16 protein-coding genes are annotated in these 16,092 nt (G+C 71.1%); 9 read left to right on the top strand and 7 right to left on the bottom strand.

The window, feature by feature from the left end:
• Window positions 1-31: 31 nt before the first annotated feature.
• Together AB0L95_RS22440 and AB0L95_RS22435 are read right to left on the bottom strand one after the other, a co-directional pair.
• On the bottom strand, window positions 32-2,389 hold the full coding sequence (locus AB0L95_RS22440; RefSeq protein WP_365163813.1) for a glycosyl hydrolase family 65 protein: 2,358 nt from the start codon (window positions 2,387-2,389) through the stop codon (window positions 32-34).
• Window positions 2,386-3,126, bottom strand: coding sequence for a beta-phosphoglucomutase family hydrolase (locus tag AB0L95_RS22435; protein ID WP_365163812.1), 741 nt, complete (start codon window positions 3,124-3,126; stop codon window positions 2,386-2,388). The genes AB0L95_RS22440 and AB0L95_RS22435 overlap by 4 nt, the downstream gene beginning before the upstream one ends.
• 17 nt (window positions 3,127-3,143) lie before the next feature.
• On the opposite strand from AB0L95_RS22435, the gene AB0L95_RS22430 reads away from it, so the two are divergent.
• From AB0L95_RS22430 to AB0L95_RS22420, 3 genes are read left to right on the top strand one after another with little or no spacing between them, the layout of a single operon-like run.
• Window positions 3,144-3,998, top strand: a complete 855-nt coding sequence (locus AB0L95_RS22430) for a nucleoside/nucleotide kinase family protein (RefSeq protein ID WP_365163811.1) — start codon at window positions 3,144-3,146, stop codon at window positions 3,996-3,998.
• Between the two features lie 9 nt (window positions 3,999-4,007).
• Window positions 4,008-4,211 carry a hypothetical protein gene (locus tag AB0L95_RS22425; RefSeq protein ID WP_365163810.1) on the top strand — a complete coding sequence of 68 codons (204 nt, stop codon included), beginning with the start codon at window positions 4,008-4,010 and terminating at the stop codon, window positions 4,209-4,211.
• Between the two features lie 36 nt (window positions 4,212-4,247).
• A complete protein-coding gene (locus tag AB0L95_RS22420) occupies window positions 4,248-4,583 on the top strand; it encodes a hypothetical protein (protein ID WP_365163809.1) in 336 nt (111 codons plus the stop codon).
• A gap of 29 nt (window positions 4,584-4,612) precedes the next feature.
• Here AB0L95_RS22420 and AB0L95_RS22415 read toward each other — a convergent pair whose 3' ends face one another.
• Window positions 4,613-6,436 carry a hypothetical protein gene (locus AB0L95_RS22415; protein WP_365163808.1) on the bottom strand — a complete coding sequence of 608 codons (1,824 nt, stop codon included), beginning with the start codon at window positions 6,434-6,436 and terminating at the stop codon, window positions 4,613-4,615.
• A 378-nt stretch (window positions 6,437-6,814) separates the two neighbouring features.
• Here AB0L95_RS22415 and AB0L95_RS22410 point away from each other — a divergent pair, with 378 nt between their 5' ends.
• The gene (locus AB0L95_RS22410) at window positions 6,815-8,743 is read left to right on the top strand and encodes a phosphatase PAP2 family protein (protein WP_365163805.1); all 1,929 of its coding nucleotides are present in this window, start codon (window positions 6,815-6,817) and stop codon (window positions 8,741-8,743) included.
• Window positions 8,744-8,878: 135 nt separating this feature from the next.
• On the opposite strand, the gene AB0L95_RS22405 is transcribed toward AB0L95_RS22410, so the two are convergent.
• Window positions 8,879-9,571: a peptidoglycan-binding domain-containing protein gene (locus AB0L95_RS22405; protein WP_365163804.1), complete on the bottom strand. Its 693-nt coding sequence runs from the start codon at window positions 9,569-9,571 to the stop codon at window positions 8,879-8,881.
• Between the two features lie 192 nt (window positions 9,572-9,763).
• Here AB0L95_RS22405 and AB0L95_RS22400 point away from each other — a divergent pair, with 192 nt between their 5' ends.
• Both AB0L95_RS22400 and AB0L95_RS22395 read left to right on the top strand, forming a co-directional pair.
• A complete protein-coding gene (locus tag AB0L95_RS22400; protein ID WP_365163802.1) occupies window positions 9,764-10,945 on the top strand; it encodes a permease in 1,182 nt (393 codons plus the stop codon).
• Between the two features lie 86 nt (window positions 10,946-11,031).
• Complete coding sequence (locus AB0L95_RS22395) at window positions 11,032-11,499, top strand: DUF4231 domain-containing protein (RefSeq protein ID WP_365163800.1); 468 nt, start codon at window positions 11,032-11,034, stop codon at window positions 11,497-11,499.
• Window positions 11,500-11,797: 298 nt separating this feature from the next.
• Here AB0L95_RS22395 and AB0L95_RS22390 read toward each other — a convergent pair whose 3' ends face one another.
• Window positions 11,798-12,055, bottom strand: coding sequence for a hypothetical protein (locus AB0L95_RS22390; RefSeq protein WP_365163798.1), 258 nt, complete (start codon window positions 12,053-12,055; stop codon window positions 11,798-11,800).
• Between the two features lie 80 nt (window positions 12,056-12,135).
• Between AB0L95_RS22390 and AB0L95_RS22385 the strand changes: the two genes are divergently transcribed.
• Window positions 12,136-12,342 (top strand): hypothetical protein, encoded by a 207-nt coding sequence (locus AB0L95_RS22385; protein WP_365163797.1) that lies wholly within the window; start codon window positions 12,136-12,138, stop codon window positions 12,340-12,342.
• Window positions 12,343-13,324: 982 nt separating this feature from the next.
• Window positions 13,325-13,672, top strand: coding sequence for a VOC family protein (locus AB0L95_RS22380; RefSeq protein ID WP_365163796.1), 348 nt, complete (start codon window positions 13,325-13,327; stop codon window positions 13,670-13,672).
• Here the strand turns inward: AB0L95_RS22380 and AB0L95_RS22375 are convergent.
• Complete coding sequence (locus AB0L95_RS22375; protein ID WP_365163795.1) at window positions 13,650-14,054, bottom strand: PPOX class F420-dependent oxidoreductase; 405 nt, start codon at window positions 14,052-14,054, stop codon at window positions 13,650-13,652. The genes AB0L95_RS22380 and AB0L95_RS22375 overlap by 23 nt on opposite strands.
• An 82-nt stretch (window positions 14,055-14,136) precedes the next feature.
• Window positions 14,137-14,778 carry an HAD family acid phosphatase gene (locus AB0L95_RS22370; RefSeq protein WP_365163793.1) on the bottom strand — a complete coding sequence of 214 codons (642 nt, stop codon included), beginning with the start codon at window positions 14,776-14,778 and terminating at the stop codon, window positions 14,137-14,139.
• A gap of 260 nt (window positions 14,779-15,038) precedes the next feature.
• Here AB0L95_RS22370 and AB0L95_RS22365 point away from each other — a divergent pair, with 260 nt between their 5' ends.
• Complete coding sequence (locus tag AB0L95_RS22365; protein ID WP_365163792.1) at window positions 15,039-15,989, top strand: DUF3800 domain-containing protein; 951 nt, start codon at window positions 15,039-15,041, stop codon at window positions 15,987-15,989.
• Window positions 15,990-16,092: the final 103 nt, after the last annotated feature.

The raw sequence follows: 16,092 nt of genomic DNA, 5'->3' as shown, positions 1-16,092 counted from the left end.
CAGGCGGCGTACCCGGCGCCCGAGGGCGCCGTCACCCCTCCCTGCCAGGCTGGTGGTTCGGCCGCCGGTGCAGCGGCTGCTCCGGGGCCGGGCGCGGCTTGACGAGCGGGATGTCGCGGGTCTGCGGCTTGTCCGCGTCCAGGGTGAGCGGTTCACCGTGGTGATGGATCGCCAGCGGCCCACCGCTCAGCAGGGTGTACGTGGCCGTGGTGCGGCCGATCTCCACCCGCAGTCGGCAGCCCCGCAGTTCGAGCGTGAAGGCGAGCCGGCCGAACTGCTCCGGCAGCCGCGGCGCGAACGCGAACCGCTCCCCGTGATGGCGCAGTCCGCCGAAGCCCGCGACGAGCGCCATCCAGGTACCCGCCAGGGACGCGATGTGCAGGCCGTCGCGGGTGTTGTGCTCCAGGTCCTGCAGATCCATCAGCGCGGCCTCGTGCAGATAGTCGTAGGCGAGCCGCAGATGACCCGTCTCGGCCGCGATGACCGCCTGGCAGCAGGCGGACAGGGACGAGTCGCGCACGGTGAGGGGTTCGTAGTAGGCGAAGTTACGCGCCTTGTGCTCGGCGTCGAAGGAGAGGCTGCACGTGTACATCGCCAGCACCAGATCCGCCTGCTTGACCACCTGCTTGCGATACAGGTCGAAGTAGGGGAAGTGCAGCAGCAGCGGGTACTGGTCGGAGCGCGTCGAGGCGAAGTCCCAGCGCTGGTAGCGGGTGAACCCGGTGTGCTGCTCGTGCACGCCCAGTTCGTCGTCGTAGGGGATGTGCATCGCCTCGGCGGCCTCCCGCCAGGCGGCGCTCTCCTCCTCGTCGGCGCCCAGCTCCGCGGCCCGTCGCGGATGGCGTTCGACGGCGTCGGCCGCGGCCAGCAGGTTCGCACGGGCCATGAGGTTGGTGTACGTGTTGTCGTCGGCGATCGCGCTGTACTCGTCGGGGCCGGTCACGCCGTCGATGTGGAACGTGCCGTGGTGGTCGTGGTGGCCGAGCGAGCGCCACAACCGGGCCGTCTCCACCAGGAGTTCCACCCCGGTGTCCCGGTCGAAGCGCTCGTCGCCGGTGGCGGAGGTGTAGCGGACGACCGCGTCGGCGATGTCGGCGTTCACATGGAACGCGGCAGTGCCCGCGGGCCAGTACGCCGACCCTTCCGAGCCCTCGATGGTCCGCCAGGGGAACGCCGCGCCCCGCAGCCCCAGTTGGACGGCCCGCTCCCGGGCCGCGGGCAGGGTGTTCTGCCGCCAGCGCAGCGCCTCGGCGACCGCGCCCGGCGAGGTGTAGGTGAGCAGGGGCAGCACGAACATCTCGGTGTCCCAGAAGGCGTGACCGTCGTAGCCGGAGCCGGTCAGTCCCTTGGCGGGGATCGCCCGCTGCTCGGCACGGGCCCCGGCCTGCAGCACATGGAACAGGGCGAAGCGCACGGCCTGCTGGATCTGTTCGTCGCCGTCGATCTCGACGTCGGAGCGCGCCCAGAACTCGTCGAGGTAACCGCGCTGTTCGGCGAGGAGGGCGGACCATCCCCCGCTCGTGGCGGCGGCCAGCGCCGCGTCCACCTGGTCGCTGACCGCGGGCAGCGAGCGGGTGCCCGACCAGCCGTAGGAGACGAACTTCTCCACGCGCAGCCGCTCGCCCGGGTCCAGCGCGGTGGCGATGGTGAGGCGGGCGACGTCCTCGTTCGCCTCGCTGTCGGTGGTGGTCGGGTCGGGGCCGCTGACGAGGTGGTCGGCGGCGGCGCCGACCCTGAGGCCGCTCCTGCGGGTGCGGTGCACCAGCCTCAGCCGGCCACTCTTCGCGAAGCACTCCTCTGCCTCCAGCGGCGATTCCAGGACCATGGCGGCCCGTGGGTCGCCGTCGTGGCCCGGCAGTTGCTCGTTGGCGACCAGTTCCGACTGCACCACGATCCGGGCCCGTGCGTCTACAGCCTCGACCTCGTAGGCGACGGCGGCGATCGCGCGCTGGGTGAAGGAGACGAGCCGGGTGGAGCGCACCCGGACCGTCGTACCGGCGGGCGAGGTCCACTCGCAGGTCCGGGTGAGGGTGCCGGCCCGCAGATCGAGGACGCGCTCATGGGAGCGCAGCCGGCCGTAGCGCAGGTCGAAGGGCTCGTCGTCCACCAGCAGACGAATGATCTTTCCGTTGGTGACGTCGATGACGGTCTGTCCGGACTCCGGGTAGCCGTACCCCGCCTCCGCGTACGGCAGCGGATGCCGCTCGTGGACGCCGTTGAGATAGGAGCCCGGCAGTCCGTGCGGCTCCCCCTCGTCGAGGTTGCCGCGCCAGCCGACATGCCCGTTGGACAGCGCGAACACCGACTCGCTCTGCGGCAGGACGTCCGGATGGAATCCCCGCTCGCGCAGCACCCAGGGTTCGACGGCGTACGAGGCGTGCGTGATCACGAGCGCTCCCCCAGTTCCGCGAGATCCGGTACGACGACATCGGCGCCGTGCGCCCGCAGCGCGTCCGCCTGGCCGACGCGGTCCACGCCCACGACGTACCCGAAGTGGCCCGAGCGCCCGGCGTCCATGCCGGCCAGCGCGTCCTCGAAGACGGCGGCGGCCTTCGCCTCGACGCCGAGGTCCTGGGCGGCGGCGAGGAAGGTGTCCGGGTGCGGCTTGCCCGGCAGCTGCCGCTCGGCGGCCACGATCCCGTCGATGCGCACGTCGAAGAGGTCCTCGGCGCCGACCGACCGCAGGACGTCACGGCAGTTGGCGCTGGAGGAGACGACGGCGGTGCGCAGCCCGGCGGCACGCACGGCCTCGATGTAGCGGATGGTGCCCTCGTACGTCTCGACACCGCGGGTGAGGATCAGTTCCAGCAGCAGTTCGTTCTTGCGGTTGCCGAGGCCGTGGACGGTGTCCCGGTCCGGCGGGTCGTCGGGTGCGCCCTCGGGCAGCCGGATGTCGCGGGAGGCGAGGAAGGTGCGGACACCATCGGCGCGGGGCCGCCCGTCGACGTACTCGTCGTAGTCGGAGACCTCGTCGAAGGGGCGGTAGGACTCCCCGTCCCGTCGGCGCAGAAAATCGTCGAACGTCTGTTTCCACGCGGCCGCGTGGACGACGGCGGTCTTGGTGATGACACCGTCGAGGTCGAAGAGGCAGGCTTGGATGCCGTCCGGAAGACCGAGCTCTGTCATAGGAGTCACCTTCCCTCATGAGCGCCGCGCAGAGGGTGGTGAAGCCCACATTCCGTCGGGCGTGCACCCGCGGTCGGCGCAGTGGCGCCCGCCGGTCCACCCCTCTCGCGTTCCTGTGCGCCCAGGTGGTCCAATGTCCTGATCCGGCCCGCCGCACCAGCGGGCTCCTCACGACCCGGCAGCGAGCGCGGACACCTATGACCTTCGACGACCTTGTGAAGCGGGCCGCGTCCCTCGGGCGGCCCGGTCGCCGTGCGATCCTCGGCATCACCGGCAGCCCGGGCGCGGGCAAGACGACGCTCGCCGAACACCTGGTCCGGGAGCTGAACGGCGACGGGCCCGCGTGGGTGGCACATGTCCCGATGGACGGTTTCCACCTCGCGGACGTCGAGCTGGACCGCCTGGGCCGCCGTGACCGCAAGGGCGCACCGGACACGTTCGACGCGGCCGGGTACGCGGCGCTGTTGCGGCGGCTGCGCGAGGAGCACGAGGAGACAGCCGGCGAGATCGTGTACGCGCCGGGGTTCGAGCGGGTGCTGGAACAGCCGCTCGCGGGAGCGGTTCCGGTGCCGCCGTCGGCGCGTCTCGTCGTGACGGAGGGCAACTACCTGCTGCTGGAGACGGGCGCCTGGGCGCGGGTCCGGTCGCTGGTGGACGAGGTCTGGTTCTGCGAGATCGCCGAGCCCGAGCGCGTCCGGCGGCTGGTCGCCCGGCACGAGGAGTTCGGCAAGGACCACGAGAGCGCGGTGGCGTGGGTGGCCGGCACGGACCAGCGCAACGCGAACCTCGTGGCGACGACCCGCCACCGCGCGGACCTGGTGGTCCCCGAGACCGCGCTGCCGACGGCGGGCACGTACCCGGCTCGGCCGTAGAACCCCGCCATGGGTCTGGGCATCACCGTCATGGCCGTCGACTGGGCGCGCCTTGAGGCGATTCCGGCCGGGGAGCGGCTGGACCGGCTGTACGAGGAGTCGGACGCGGCGGTCGTGGACGCCGGCTGGTTCTGGCCGACGTCCCTGGACGGGCCGTGGTGGGGTGTCCACGAGTTCCGCGACACCCTCGGTTCGTACAAGCCCCACTTCTGAGCCGGCGAGGTCTGGGACGTCGTACCCGAACACGCCGTGCCCGAGCTGCGCGACGCGCTCGACGCCTTCCTCGTCGGACTGGGGATCCGGTGGGACCCCGCGGAGGAGCACGCCCCGCACGATCGGGGGTCCTGGCGGTCGGGGCTGCTGCTGGGCCGTGCTCCGGCGGAGGTGTCGGGCCTGGCCCGGCTCTGGGCGCGGGCGGAGCCGCTCGTGGACGGGTTGCGGGAGCCTTTCGACGCACATGCGGCGCGCGGTCCGCAGAAGTGGATGTCGGATCACGCCGAGTTCGCGTCGCTGCTGCGCGGACGGGGCGAGGTGGTCGCCGAGGCGGACCGGCGCCGGTGGGGCGTCGTCGGCCTTCGCTGCTGACCGTGCCCCGACCGGCCCGGTCCCCGGGGTCATCCGTGCAGGGTGAGCCGCGGCTCGCCGTGCGGGTCGCCCGTCGGGTCGCCGATCGTGGCCGTGAAGACCTCCGTGCGCACGGTCAGTCCTTGCTCCGAGCGGTCGAAGGCCGGAGCGAACGGGCCGCCGGGGCCGTAGCGCACGGCGAAGAGGTGCAGCTCCTCCGGTGCGCCCGGGGCCGGTCCGGCCTCCAGCGCGGTGCACGCGACCAGATGGCGCCAGCCCTCGTCCGGGTCGCCGTACACGCGCGGGTCGGCCGCCAGGTCGAACGCCGCCTCCTCCTGGGTGAGGTGCGAGCGCGCGTCGAAGGTGTCGGCGCCCTCGGGGTGCGTCAGACACAGGGTGCCCGCCGACGCCACCTCGCCCTCCGCGGTCCTGAGCACCCGGTCGCCGTCGTCCGCGGCGTACGGCATCCCGGCCAGCAGGTACGGCGTCCCGCCGAGGCGTTCCACGGCGACCGTGACCCACAGGTGGGTTCCGTCGGTGACGTAAAGGGACCGCACATGGCGCAGGACATGGCCGCGGTCGACGACGGGCTGGGTGACCAGTTTGGCCGCCCATCCGTCCGTACGGACGTCCCGTACCCGGACCGCGCCCATCGGGCGGCAGAGCAGAAAGCCGTCGACGACCGGGCCGAAACCGTGGCGGCGGTCGACCGCGGCCGGCAGGTAATACGTGCCTGCCGCCTCGACCAGGGCCGGGGTCATACGGCCGTCGAAGGCCACCGAGACCGCGCCGGCCCGGAGTTGATGGCGAGCGATGGCCGCCGACGGCGCCCGGTGCCAGCGGGTGGGGTCCTGGATCTGCCAGACCAGCATGAAGGCGAAGTGCCCGTCGACGCCCCCGTCGGACTGGGCCGCATGCCGCCCCCAGCGTGTGTCGCCCCGGTAGCGGCCCAGGTCGGCGCGGATGCGCCGGCTGAAGTAGCGCAGCCCCAGCACGGCCTCGAAACCGCAGTGCTGTTCGCTGAAGCGCGGACCGCCGATGTCGAAGCCGCCGTTGGTGAGGCGCGCGTCGATGTAGCGGGCGAGTGCGTCGCCGTCCTCGGCGAAGACGTCCTCGCCGCTCACCCGGTGTGCCTGGGCGAGGAAAGAGAGCGAGATCGGGCCGTAGTTGTTGTCGTAGGCGCCGTTGTGCTCGGGCGGCAGCAGCGCGCCCCGGTCCGGCACACGACGGGCGTGGATCTCGTCGGCGTACAGACGCAGCGCCCGCTCGCGGACCTGCTCGCCCTCGGGGCCGGGGAGACGGCGCGCCAGCATCAGGCCGCCGACCACACAGCCGATGGCCTGGTTGCCCGCCTCCTGAGGATTGAAGAAGGTCGCCTCAGTGAGCCGGCGCCAGTAGCCGTGCGCCAACGCCGTGAGCGCCGCCCGCTGTTCGCCGTCGAGGAGGCCGTCGGCCGCGTCCAGGACGTTGACCGCCTGGAGCAGCGCCCACACCGTGCTCGGCCAGTCACCGATGGGGTGCGCTCCCGGCGCGAGGACGTAACGGGCGTACGGCAGGCCCGAGTTGCGCACGGTGAGATTCGGATAGCCCGGGTTGTCCTCGGTGAACACCCGCTCGCGCAGATGGAAGGCGAGACTGCGGCGGACCGCCTCGGCCTGCCTCGGGTCCCCGGTCCGCTGCCAGGCGAGCGCCAGCAGCGAGGTGATGCCCAGCGAGGTGTCGCCGATGTCCTGGAGGGCGCCGGGGTGTTCGAGGCTGCCCTCCGGCGTCATGCGCGCGAGAGCCTGTTCCGCGACGTCGGCGAGGACGGCGTCGTAGGTCTCCGGGGTGTCCGCCAGGTCGTGCAACGGTCCACGCTGGTAAGGGAGATGCACGTCGTCAGCCCATTCTTGCCGGAGGTCGCCGGCCCCTCTGCCAGCTTGTCCGGAAAGACGGGAGGGCGGGTGAGGCTCGGGCGGAGCTCGGGCGTCGACAGGGCGAACATCGCGCCGTACGACGACGATCCGGGCCGCGAAGGGGCACCGGCGTGCTCGTTCCTGTGAGCCGGGCCGACCGCCTTCACCGCGAGGACATGTCCCGGTCGCCGGGCCCTCGTCGGAGAGACACGGCACGGCCGTAAATCTTCACGCAGGCCTCACATGACTCGACGGCGATCCTCTGACTCATGGGTCACCGAACGCGCCGTGTGTCACCGCCGATCGCATGACCTCCCCCCTGGCCGCACGGCCGAAGAACTCCAGAGAGGCACCCCCATGCCGTCATCCGCCGGGCACGCCACCACCGGTCGACTCGCCATGAACAGACGAGGGTTCTTCAAGACCTCCCTCGGCGCCTCGGCCGGCGTACAGGCCGCGCCCGCGTTCGTCACCTGGCTCGCCGCCGCCGACGCGAAGGCGGCCACCGCGCCCGCCGCGTTCGTGGACGACTACCGGACCAACGTCCTGGCGAACCTGACGCCCGAGACCAACGCCGTGGTCCGTGTCCTCGGCGGTATGAGCCAGGTGTGGAAGACGGGCGGCGCCTGGAACACCGGCACCCCGCTCCGGCCCGACGTGCTGCGCGCCACCATGCGTTACTGCGCGCACATCACCTCCGCCCGCTCCGACGCACAGGCGAAGGAGGCTTTCCTCTACGACCGCCAGCACCAGAGTTACGCGATGATCGCCGGCCTGGGCCCGCTCGCCGGCCTCTACCGGGAAGGTGCCAAGGCGGTCACGTCGATCACCCAGGCACCCGACGGCACGCCCACGACGACCGTCAACGACGCGGTGCCGGCCAACGCCCCGGCCGGGTCGGCGCTCGGCGCGGGCGCGCACGACTCCGCGCTCGGCAAGGTGGCCGAGCTGGTCGACACCGTGCGCGGCCCGTACGCCTCGGGCAACCCCGCCAAGTACGCCTACCAGTACCCGCGTCCGTGGCGCATGAACGAGAGCAGCGAGGTCGTCGACACCGGCCGGACCGACGCGCTCGGCTACCCGGTCTACGAGTCCGACGTGGTCGTCGCCCCGCAGTTGCTGCGGCAGCGCGGCACCTCGCCGACCGATGACGGCGGTTTCCCGAGCGGCCACACCAACGCCTTCCACCTGGCCGCCCTCGCCTACGCCTATGCCGTGCCCGAGCGCTTCCAGGAGCTGGTGACCCGTGCCCTGGAGCTCAGCCACACCCGGATCGTGGCGGGTATGCACTCCCCCGTCGATGTGATCGGCGGGCGCATCATGGCCACCGCGCTGGCCGCCGCCACCCTCGCCGACCCGGCCAACGCGGAACTCAAGGCCGTCGCGCGTGCCCAGGCCCTCGCCTACTTCCAGGAGCGGACCGGAACCACGGCCGACACGCTGTACGCGTTCGCGCACTCGGCGGGCACCGCCACCGACCCGTACGCCGACCGGAGCGCCAACGCCCGTGCCGTGCGGCCCCGGTTGACGTATGTGCTGACCCGCCACGGTCGCGGCACGGACCTGACCGTGCCGAAGGGGGCGGAGGTGCTGCTGGAGACACGCCTGCCCTACCTCGACGCGGCGCAGCGCCGAGAGGTGCTGCGGACGACCGCGCTGTCCTCCGGTTATGTGCTGCTGGACGGGTTCGAGCAGTGGGGGCGGCTCGACCTGTTCGCCGCGGCGGACGGCTACGGCTCCTTCGACTCGGACGTGTGCGTCACCCTCGACGCGCGTTCCGGCGGCTTCGGCGCGCACGACAGTTGGCGCAACGACATCGACGGCTGGGGCTCCCTGACCAAGCGGGGCACCGGAACCCTGGCCCTGACCGGGGCGAACCGCTACACGGGCGGGACCGTGGTCGAGGACGGCACCCTGATCGCCGCCTCGCCGGGCGCGCTGGGACACGGGGATGTACGGGTGGCGGGCGGGACGCTGCGGACGAGCGGCGCCGTCCGGGTGTGCGGGTCCTACACGCAGACGGCCGCCGCTACCGTGGACGTGACGCTGCGAGCGGGCCACACGCCCGCGCTGACGGTGGAACGGCGTGTGGTGCTCGACCGCGGCAGCGTGCTCTCGCTCCGGCTGGACGAGGAGCGGCCGCCGGCACCGGGAGCCGCGGTCCCGGTGATCGCGACCCGGTCGCTACGGGGGCAGTTCGGACGTGTCACGGTCGCGTCGGACCGCTACTGGGCCGTGCCGGTGTACACGGCCCAGGGGCTGGCGGTACGGCTGCTCAAGCGGTAGGCGGGCGCCACACGGTGACGGGCGTGTCGTGCGAGGGGAACGCACGACGCGCCCGTACCGCGTGAGCGGGCACGGAGCGTACGACTCAAGGGTGAGCGGCCGCCGTACGCCTGTCGTTGCCCGCCGCCGCACCCGCTAGAGCGGGGTGCGGGACTCGAGGTCGCGGCGGGTGTCGTTGCCGTAGACGCCCGTCTCGTCGCCGCGAATGCCGTACCAGAGCTGGAAGCGGGCGACCGCCGCGGTGAGTATGGCGTCGTAGCGGCCGTCGGTGGAGCCGTTCTTGTAGACGTCGGGGATGCGCAGCAGGCGCTGCTGCAGTTCGGTCACCTCGGGCCCGCTGTCGCCCTCGCGCAGGGTGCCCGCGCCGTCGGGGTCGGTGTTCTGCTGCTGGACGGGGGCGGAGGCGGAAGTGCCGTTGACGGGCGGCCGGGCGGGCGGGGCGGCCGCCTGTCCCGAGGCGCCGTCGTTCCCCGCACCGGGCAGCAGGAGCGCGGCGCCGAAGCCGATCAGGGCGGCCGCCGTCACCCCGACCGTGATGGCCGCGCGGCGCAGGGTGAGCCCGTCGTCCACGGGTCTTTCACGCCGGGCCCGGCTCTGCCGGCGGGGGGCGGCCGGCACCGGGGGCAGTTCTTCCGTCGCGTCCTCGGCGGATGCCGGCTCGACATGGACGACGATCGGTTCGTATTCGGGCTCCGGTGGACGGGTGTCGCCGTCGCGAAGCTGTCTGACCAACTCGGCCAGCGCCTCCGTGCGGCGACGGCGCATCACATACGTGGGTTCCAGTACCGGGCGCCGCATCGGCTGGACCTGCTCGGGCGGTGTCGACACACTGCTCTCCTTCCGTCCCCGCGGCCGTGGGCGCATCCCCGGGGAGTGATACGTGAAGGCATGCCGACCGGTTCACCGGGAAGCCACAGTTTCGGACAGGGCCACGGGGTCGCCAGTGGCGCGCCCCCTCCCGCTCCATACCCCCTAGGGGTATAGTGCCCGAGTTCCGGACCGTCAGGGAGAGGGCACCGCATGTGGGACGCGATCAAGCACGCGCTGTCCATCACCGGTTCGATGACCTGGGAGATCACCTGGGCACTGATCCTCGGCTTCACGCTGTCCGCCGTGGTGCAGGCGGTGGTGCGCCGCGCGACGGTCGTACGGCTGCTGGGTGACGACCGGCCCCGCACACTGACTCTCGCCGCGGGGCTCGGCGTGGCCTCGTCCTCGTGCTCGTACGCGGCGGTCGCCCTGGCGCGCTCCCTCTTCCGCAAGGGCGCCGACTTCACGGCAGCGATGGCCTTCGAGATCGCCTCCACCAATCTGGTGGTCGAACTCGGCGTGATCCTGGCTCTGTTGATGGGCTGGCAGTTCACGGTCGCGGAGTTCGTCGGCGGCCCCGTGATGATCGTCGTCCTCGCCGTGCTCTTCCGCCTCCTGCTGCGCGAACGACTGCTGCGGCAGGCCCATGAGCAGGCCGAGCGGGGGCTGGCGGGGTCGATGGAGGGGCACGCGGCGATGGACATGTCGGTGGGCGGCGAGGGGGGCTTCCTGCGCCGGCTGCTCTCCCGCGAGGGCCTCACCTCCGTGTCGCACATCTTCGTCATGGAGTGGGCGGCGATCCTGCGGGACCTGGTGGTCGGTCTGCTGATCGCCGGCGCGATCGCCGCTTGGGTGCCCGACGACTTCTGGCGCGCCTTCTTCCTGACGAGCCATCCGCTCACGGGCCGCCTCGTCGGACCGCTCATCGGACCCCTCGTGGCGATCGCGAGCTTCGTGTGCTCGATCGGCAACGTCCCGCTCGCGGTGGTGCTGTGGAAGGGCGGCATCAGCTTCGGCGGGGTGATCGCCTTCATCTACGCCGACCTGCTGATCCTGCCCATCCTGAACATCTACCGGAAGTACTACGGGGCCCGTATGGCCGCGTTCCTCCTCGTCACCTTCTACGCGGCGATGGTGGTCGCCGGGTACGTCGTCGAGTTCCTCTTCGGCGGCCTCGGCCTGGTCCCCGACCAGTCCCGTGCCAGGATCCCCGCGGAGGGCGTCAGCTGGAACTACACGACCTGGCTGAACATCGCGTTCCTGCTGCTGACCGCCGCCCTGCTCGTACGTTTCCTGCGCACCGGCGGTCCCGCGATGCTGCGGATGATGGGCGGCGCCCCCGAACACGCAGGACACGCGGAGCACACCGGGGCACACGAGGGCCACCACTGACCTGCCACACCCCGACCCCGCCCCCGAACACGGGCGTTACCCGGGATCACTTCCCCGCCGACGCGGCGAGGTCCGATGATAGCCCGATGAGACGACAGGCGAACGCCGAAGAGGACTGGACCTCGCAAGCGGACCCCCTGCTGGCCCTGGCACAGAAGGACCTGGGGTTCTACGCCCGCCAGCGTGACCGGGCCCGGCGGGAGCACTACCTCACGGAGATCGGCGCCCTGCTCGCCACGTCCTCGACGGTCGTGGCGGCGGGTCTGCACGCACCGGCCTGGCTGACCGCGCTCATCGCCGGCAGCGCCGTCTTCTTCACCGGCATGCGCCAGTTGTTCAACCCCGCGCCACGCTGGGTGCTCGCATCACAGTCGCGCGAGACCCTGCGCCGGTCCGTCGACCGCTATCTGCTGCTCCCCCCGTCCGAACGCGACACGGCGGCACGAGCGGCCCTGCACACGGCGATCGAGGAGGTCGGCACGAACGAACTCCGCGAATGGTCCGACACCCAACACCAGCACACGACACCACCGTTGCCGACGCAGGGAACCTGACTGGGCGTCAACCATGTTCCATAGCCCCTTCTTTTGGTGGTCGTACCCAACGTCTTGACCAATGTTGTCACGCTGGCTCGATCCTCGTGCCGTCGGCCTGGGCTTGGACGCTGCTGCCGGGGCCTGCACGCACGTCGCAGATTGTCTCCGAGCTTGTGTACGTCCGTGTTGCCCCTGAGCCCCTCTCCTGGTTGGGAGGGGGCTCGTCGGTGGTTGGCGGTGTGTGAACCCATGAGCCTGGTGACGATCACCATCTGCACTGGTCGAGATACGGTCAAGAGGGCCCGGCCGGGACGACTCAGCCCAGGTAGAAGTCCCTGCGGGCGGCCACGAACGCTTCGATCGACTGGGCGGGGGTGCCCGTCACGCGCTCGACGCCGTCGGCCGTGCGGTCGTAACGGTTGTCCCGGTGCAGCTGGGCCATGGTGGCGACGTGCTGTTCGAGATGCGTCGGCATCCCCAGCTCCGGGAGCCAGGCCTCCCACCTCTCCGGAGGCACGTCCACGTAGGACACCGGCCAGCCCAGCGCCCGAGAGCTGGGTCGTCGCGGCGGCAATCTCCTTGCTCCTCGCGACATTGACGTGCGGGTACGGCGCGTGGCACACGTTCGCGCTGGACAAGGAGGAATTCTGCACCTTGGTCCTCCACCAGCGGTACGACCCGCAATACGACCTCATCGACCACCAGCTCTTCCCGCTCACGCAGAAGTGCAGTGCGTCGTACGACATGGTGCCCGGCTTTGTCAGTCCGTCCATCGTGTTCTTCCTGGGGCTGACGGTTCTCTGCGCCGGTGCCGGCCTCGGGGCGGCCGTGCGGCGCCGGTGCTCGGCATCCCCTCGCTGAACCGATCCCCGCCAGCCCGACCTCGGGACTCATCGCGGCAACGTACTCGCGGCCAGGGCTCTTTACCACAAACTTGATGGTTGCGTGCTGCGATTGACCTCTGCCAAACGCCCATACGCCAGGTTTCGCCACCCCTCGAACCCTCCACCTGGGCTTCCAGGTTTTTCGCCATGCAAACGCCAGGCTCAGCAAGATCATCAGCCATCGACAAAAGCACGCAAATTGCCAGCCGTCGTCACGCCCCGGCTTGCCGGACGGCCACGCCTTGGGGTTACCTCATCTCGTAGCTCCCGGATGGACACGCCAGCGGGACCCTGCTCTCCTCGCGTACGCACAAAGCCTGGCTTTGGGATGCAGCCCAAAGCCAGGCTCGTGCGCGGGGCGGGTGAGCCCGGCCGAGCATGAGTCGGCCGGGCTCACTCTTGCCCGGCCAGCCGTCCGGCTCACCTTTCATGCGTCACCAAAAGTGTTCGACGCACCCCGCGATGGCAGTGATCGCACTGAGGAACAGAGCCGCTAACTCCACCCAGTCCCCCCGTCGGCGGCGCCTGCGACACCTCCCCTGCCTTGTCGATCGCTCCATCCGGCCCGGCCTCCTGTCTCTCTGCATCCCCAACCCCGTTGGGACCTGCCCGACTTGGGCAGGTGCTCAAGGAGAGACCGCCGGACGTCTCGCAACATACCTGCCCGTCCGGCGCTCAATGGACCGAGCCGACAGTTCGCCACGGTTCGCCACGCCTCACTCTGGAAACCGCCACGCCTTCCGGCACGAAGACAGGTCGCCGCGCCTTCTCTCGGTCAATCAGTCGCCGCGTCAGGGCCTTCCCGTCGCTTCGGCGGGAGGGCGCCGACCCCGGGTGGTCTCCCGGTATGGTCGCGGCGGTACCGAGGTGAGCATCGTGGTCGGGCGGCGGGCGCCTCCTCGGTTCGCCTCAAGGAGCGCGTCCGGTGTCCGCTGCGTCCGAGTTTCCAGGAGTCGTCGATGGCCATCCGCCGCGTCGTGCCGAACATCCGGGCGCGGTCCTTGCGGGAGAGCAGTGAGTTCTACGGGCGGCTGGGCTTTGAGGAGGTCATGGATCACGGCTGGATCCGGACACTCGCCTCGCCGGCCAGTCCGCTCGCTCAGGTCAGTTTGATGACCGAGGACCAGACGGCCCCGGTCTCGCCCGATCTGACTGTCGAGGTGGACGATGTGGATGCGGTCCACGCGGTCATGCGGGCAAGCGGCGCGGAGATCGTGCACCCCTTGCGGGACGAGGAGTGGGGGGTGCGTCGCTTCTTCGTGCGGGATCCCGACGGGCGGGTGGTCAATGTGCTGAGCCACCTGTGACGTGCGGGGTCACCCGGATGCCGACCGTGCCCTGCTCGCCCCGGCGCAGCCTGCTGCCGAGGAGGGTGAGGCGGCCGAGGATGCCGTACTTGCGGGCGATGAGTCCCCGGTACCGGGCGGTGGTGGTCCGGTCGCAGATCTCGGCGGTGGCGGGGATCTGGTCGCCGGTCGGGTTGCCACGCAGGTCGCAGGGGCCGATCAGGACGTCGGAGCGGGCCCGGATCCGCTTCACCTTCCAGGAGTCCGCGGCCGTCCAGACACCCAGCGCGTCGCCGTCCGACACCACCCACACCGGCGTGGCGACCGGGGTGCCGTTCTTGCGGTAGCTGGTGATCAACAGGTACTTGCCCGTGGCGAGCCGGCCCAGCGAGGTTGCGTCCATGGGCGCAGTCTAGGCATGGCACGCACAGGGCGCCGGTACGGACGTACGCCCGTACCGGCGCCCGGAAGTGCGGGAGGCCGCGTCAGGACAACTGGCCGTTGTAGTCGGGCAGCTTGAAGGTGCGCTCGGCGTGGCCGCCGACCAGGTCGGAGGTGTTGTTGCCGACGTTCGCGATGATCGTGTAGCCCTGGGCCTCGATCTCGGCGCGCTTGCCGGTCTTGTAGGCGCTGACCTCGTCGAAGAGGTCCGGCAGATCCCGCACGTACAGACCGTCGACCGGGTAACCCACGGTCTTCAGGTTCCACTTGGTCTCGGCCGCGATGATGCCGGGGCGCGCGGTGACGAAGAAGACCGAAACACCGCGGGACTTCGCGTACCTGGCCAGCTGCAGGGAGGGCTGGAGGGCCGGGGTGGGCAGCTCGTACCAGGGGTGGAAGTCGGTCTCCAGCGTGGTGTTGTCGATGTCGAAGACGATCGCGAGCTTCTGCCCGGCCGCGTTCGCGGTGCGCTGGGCGACGTACGGCGTCGCCTGGTCGATGACCGCCTTCACGTCCGCCTGCCAGGTGGCGTAGTCGACCCCCGAGGCCTGCGCGGCAGCCACGCTCGCGGTGGTCCCGGCCGGAGCCGCGACCGCGGTCTGCGCCGCGGTGACCGTGCCGCCGATACCCAGCGCCACTACCGCCGAGATCGCGCCGATCCGGCGCCCCACACCACGTCCTGTCATACCCGTGCCTTCCTTGTGTCCTTGCACGTCAATGCGGCGACAGTTCCCCGACCATCGCCGCGCTGGACATGTTCACGTCCAATGATGGACGGCAGGCGACTGAAGTGTTACCTGCCGGTAGACAGTTACTCGCGAGTAGGGTTCAGCCCGAGCGGAAGCGGTTGGCCGGGCCCCGGGTGCGGGATGATCCTCCTGGGCACGAGGCAGGGGGCGAGACAGTGACCTGGGATCGTGGGAGCGGTGTCCGGACGGAGGCGGCCGTGCCGCCGCGCGAGGTGGCCTGCGACGAGTCCGGCTCGGACGGCGAGAACCTCACCAGCGGCAACACCGATGTCTTCGCGCACGCCAGTGTGCACATGCCTCTTTCCTCGGCCGCCGGTCACGTCCAGGAGATCCGGGACCGGATCCGGTCCCCCGCGGAGGAGTACAAGGCGAACCATCTGCTCCGGGAGAAGCACCGGTCGACGCTGGAGTGGCTGCTCGGCGCCTCCGGACCGCTGTACGGGCACGCCCATGTGCTGCTCGTGGAGAAGGCGTTCTTCGTCGTCGAACGGGTGGTGGACCTGCTGCTCGGAGATCCGGCGGCGGCGCTGAGCCTCTTCCGGGGCGGTGGCGAGCGGTTCGGGGACGAGCAGTGGCGGCACTTCCTGGGGGCGTCCAACGACCTGGTGCGCGCGAGGACCAACGGCGACCCCGGCGCCCCCGTCGAGGAGTTCTTCCGCGCCCTCGACGCACTGCGCCGGGCGCACCCCCACGACGAGTCGGGCGAGATCCTCGCGCTGCTGGCACGCTCCCGTGAGCGCGCGCTGGCACACCGGGACCGCCTCGCCCGAAGCCCGGGGGTCGTGCCCATGCTCAACCCCCTGATACCGGCGATAGTACGGACCGCGGCACACTGGCGCGGCGACAGGCACCCCGTCTCACTCGTGCACGACGAGCAGAACGTGCTCACTGCCCAGCGCATCGCCTGGATCACGGAGGCGAGCGGGGTCGTCGGGTTCCGGCTGGTCGACTCGCGTGACGACGCACGGGTCCAACTCGCCGACTTCCTCGCCGGAATCGCGCGGAAGATCGCCTCGGACGAGCTGAACGGACGGAGTGACCCGGCCCTCACCGTGCTGCTGCGGCCGTACGTGGGCGGGGACTCCCTGTGGGGCGACGAACGCAGCGGCGTGCTGCTGCGGGGCTCCTCGACCGCGCCGACCACATGATCCTGGCCGTCTGCCGGTGAACGCGGCGACGTGGTCGCACGTAGAGGAGGGAGGGTGCTCGACGACCGGAGCGCCCCGCGGTGGCGACGCCGTGCCGTTCGGG

This window comes from Streptomyces sp. NPDC052036 (assembly GCF_040680495.1).
Classification (GTDB): Bacteria; Actinomycetota; Actinomycetes; order Streptomycetales; family Streptomycetaceae; genus Streptomyces.
The sequence above is the reverse complement of the archived record's forward strand: the minus strand, read 5'-3'. Positions and strand labels throughout refer to the sequence as shown.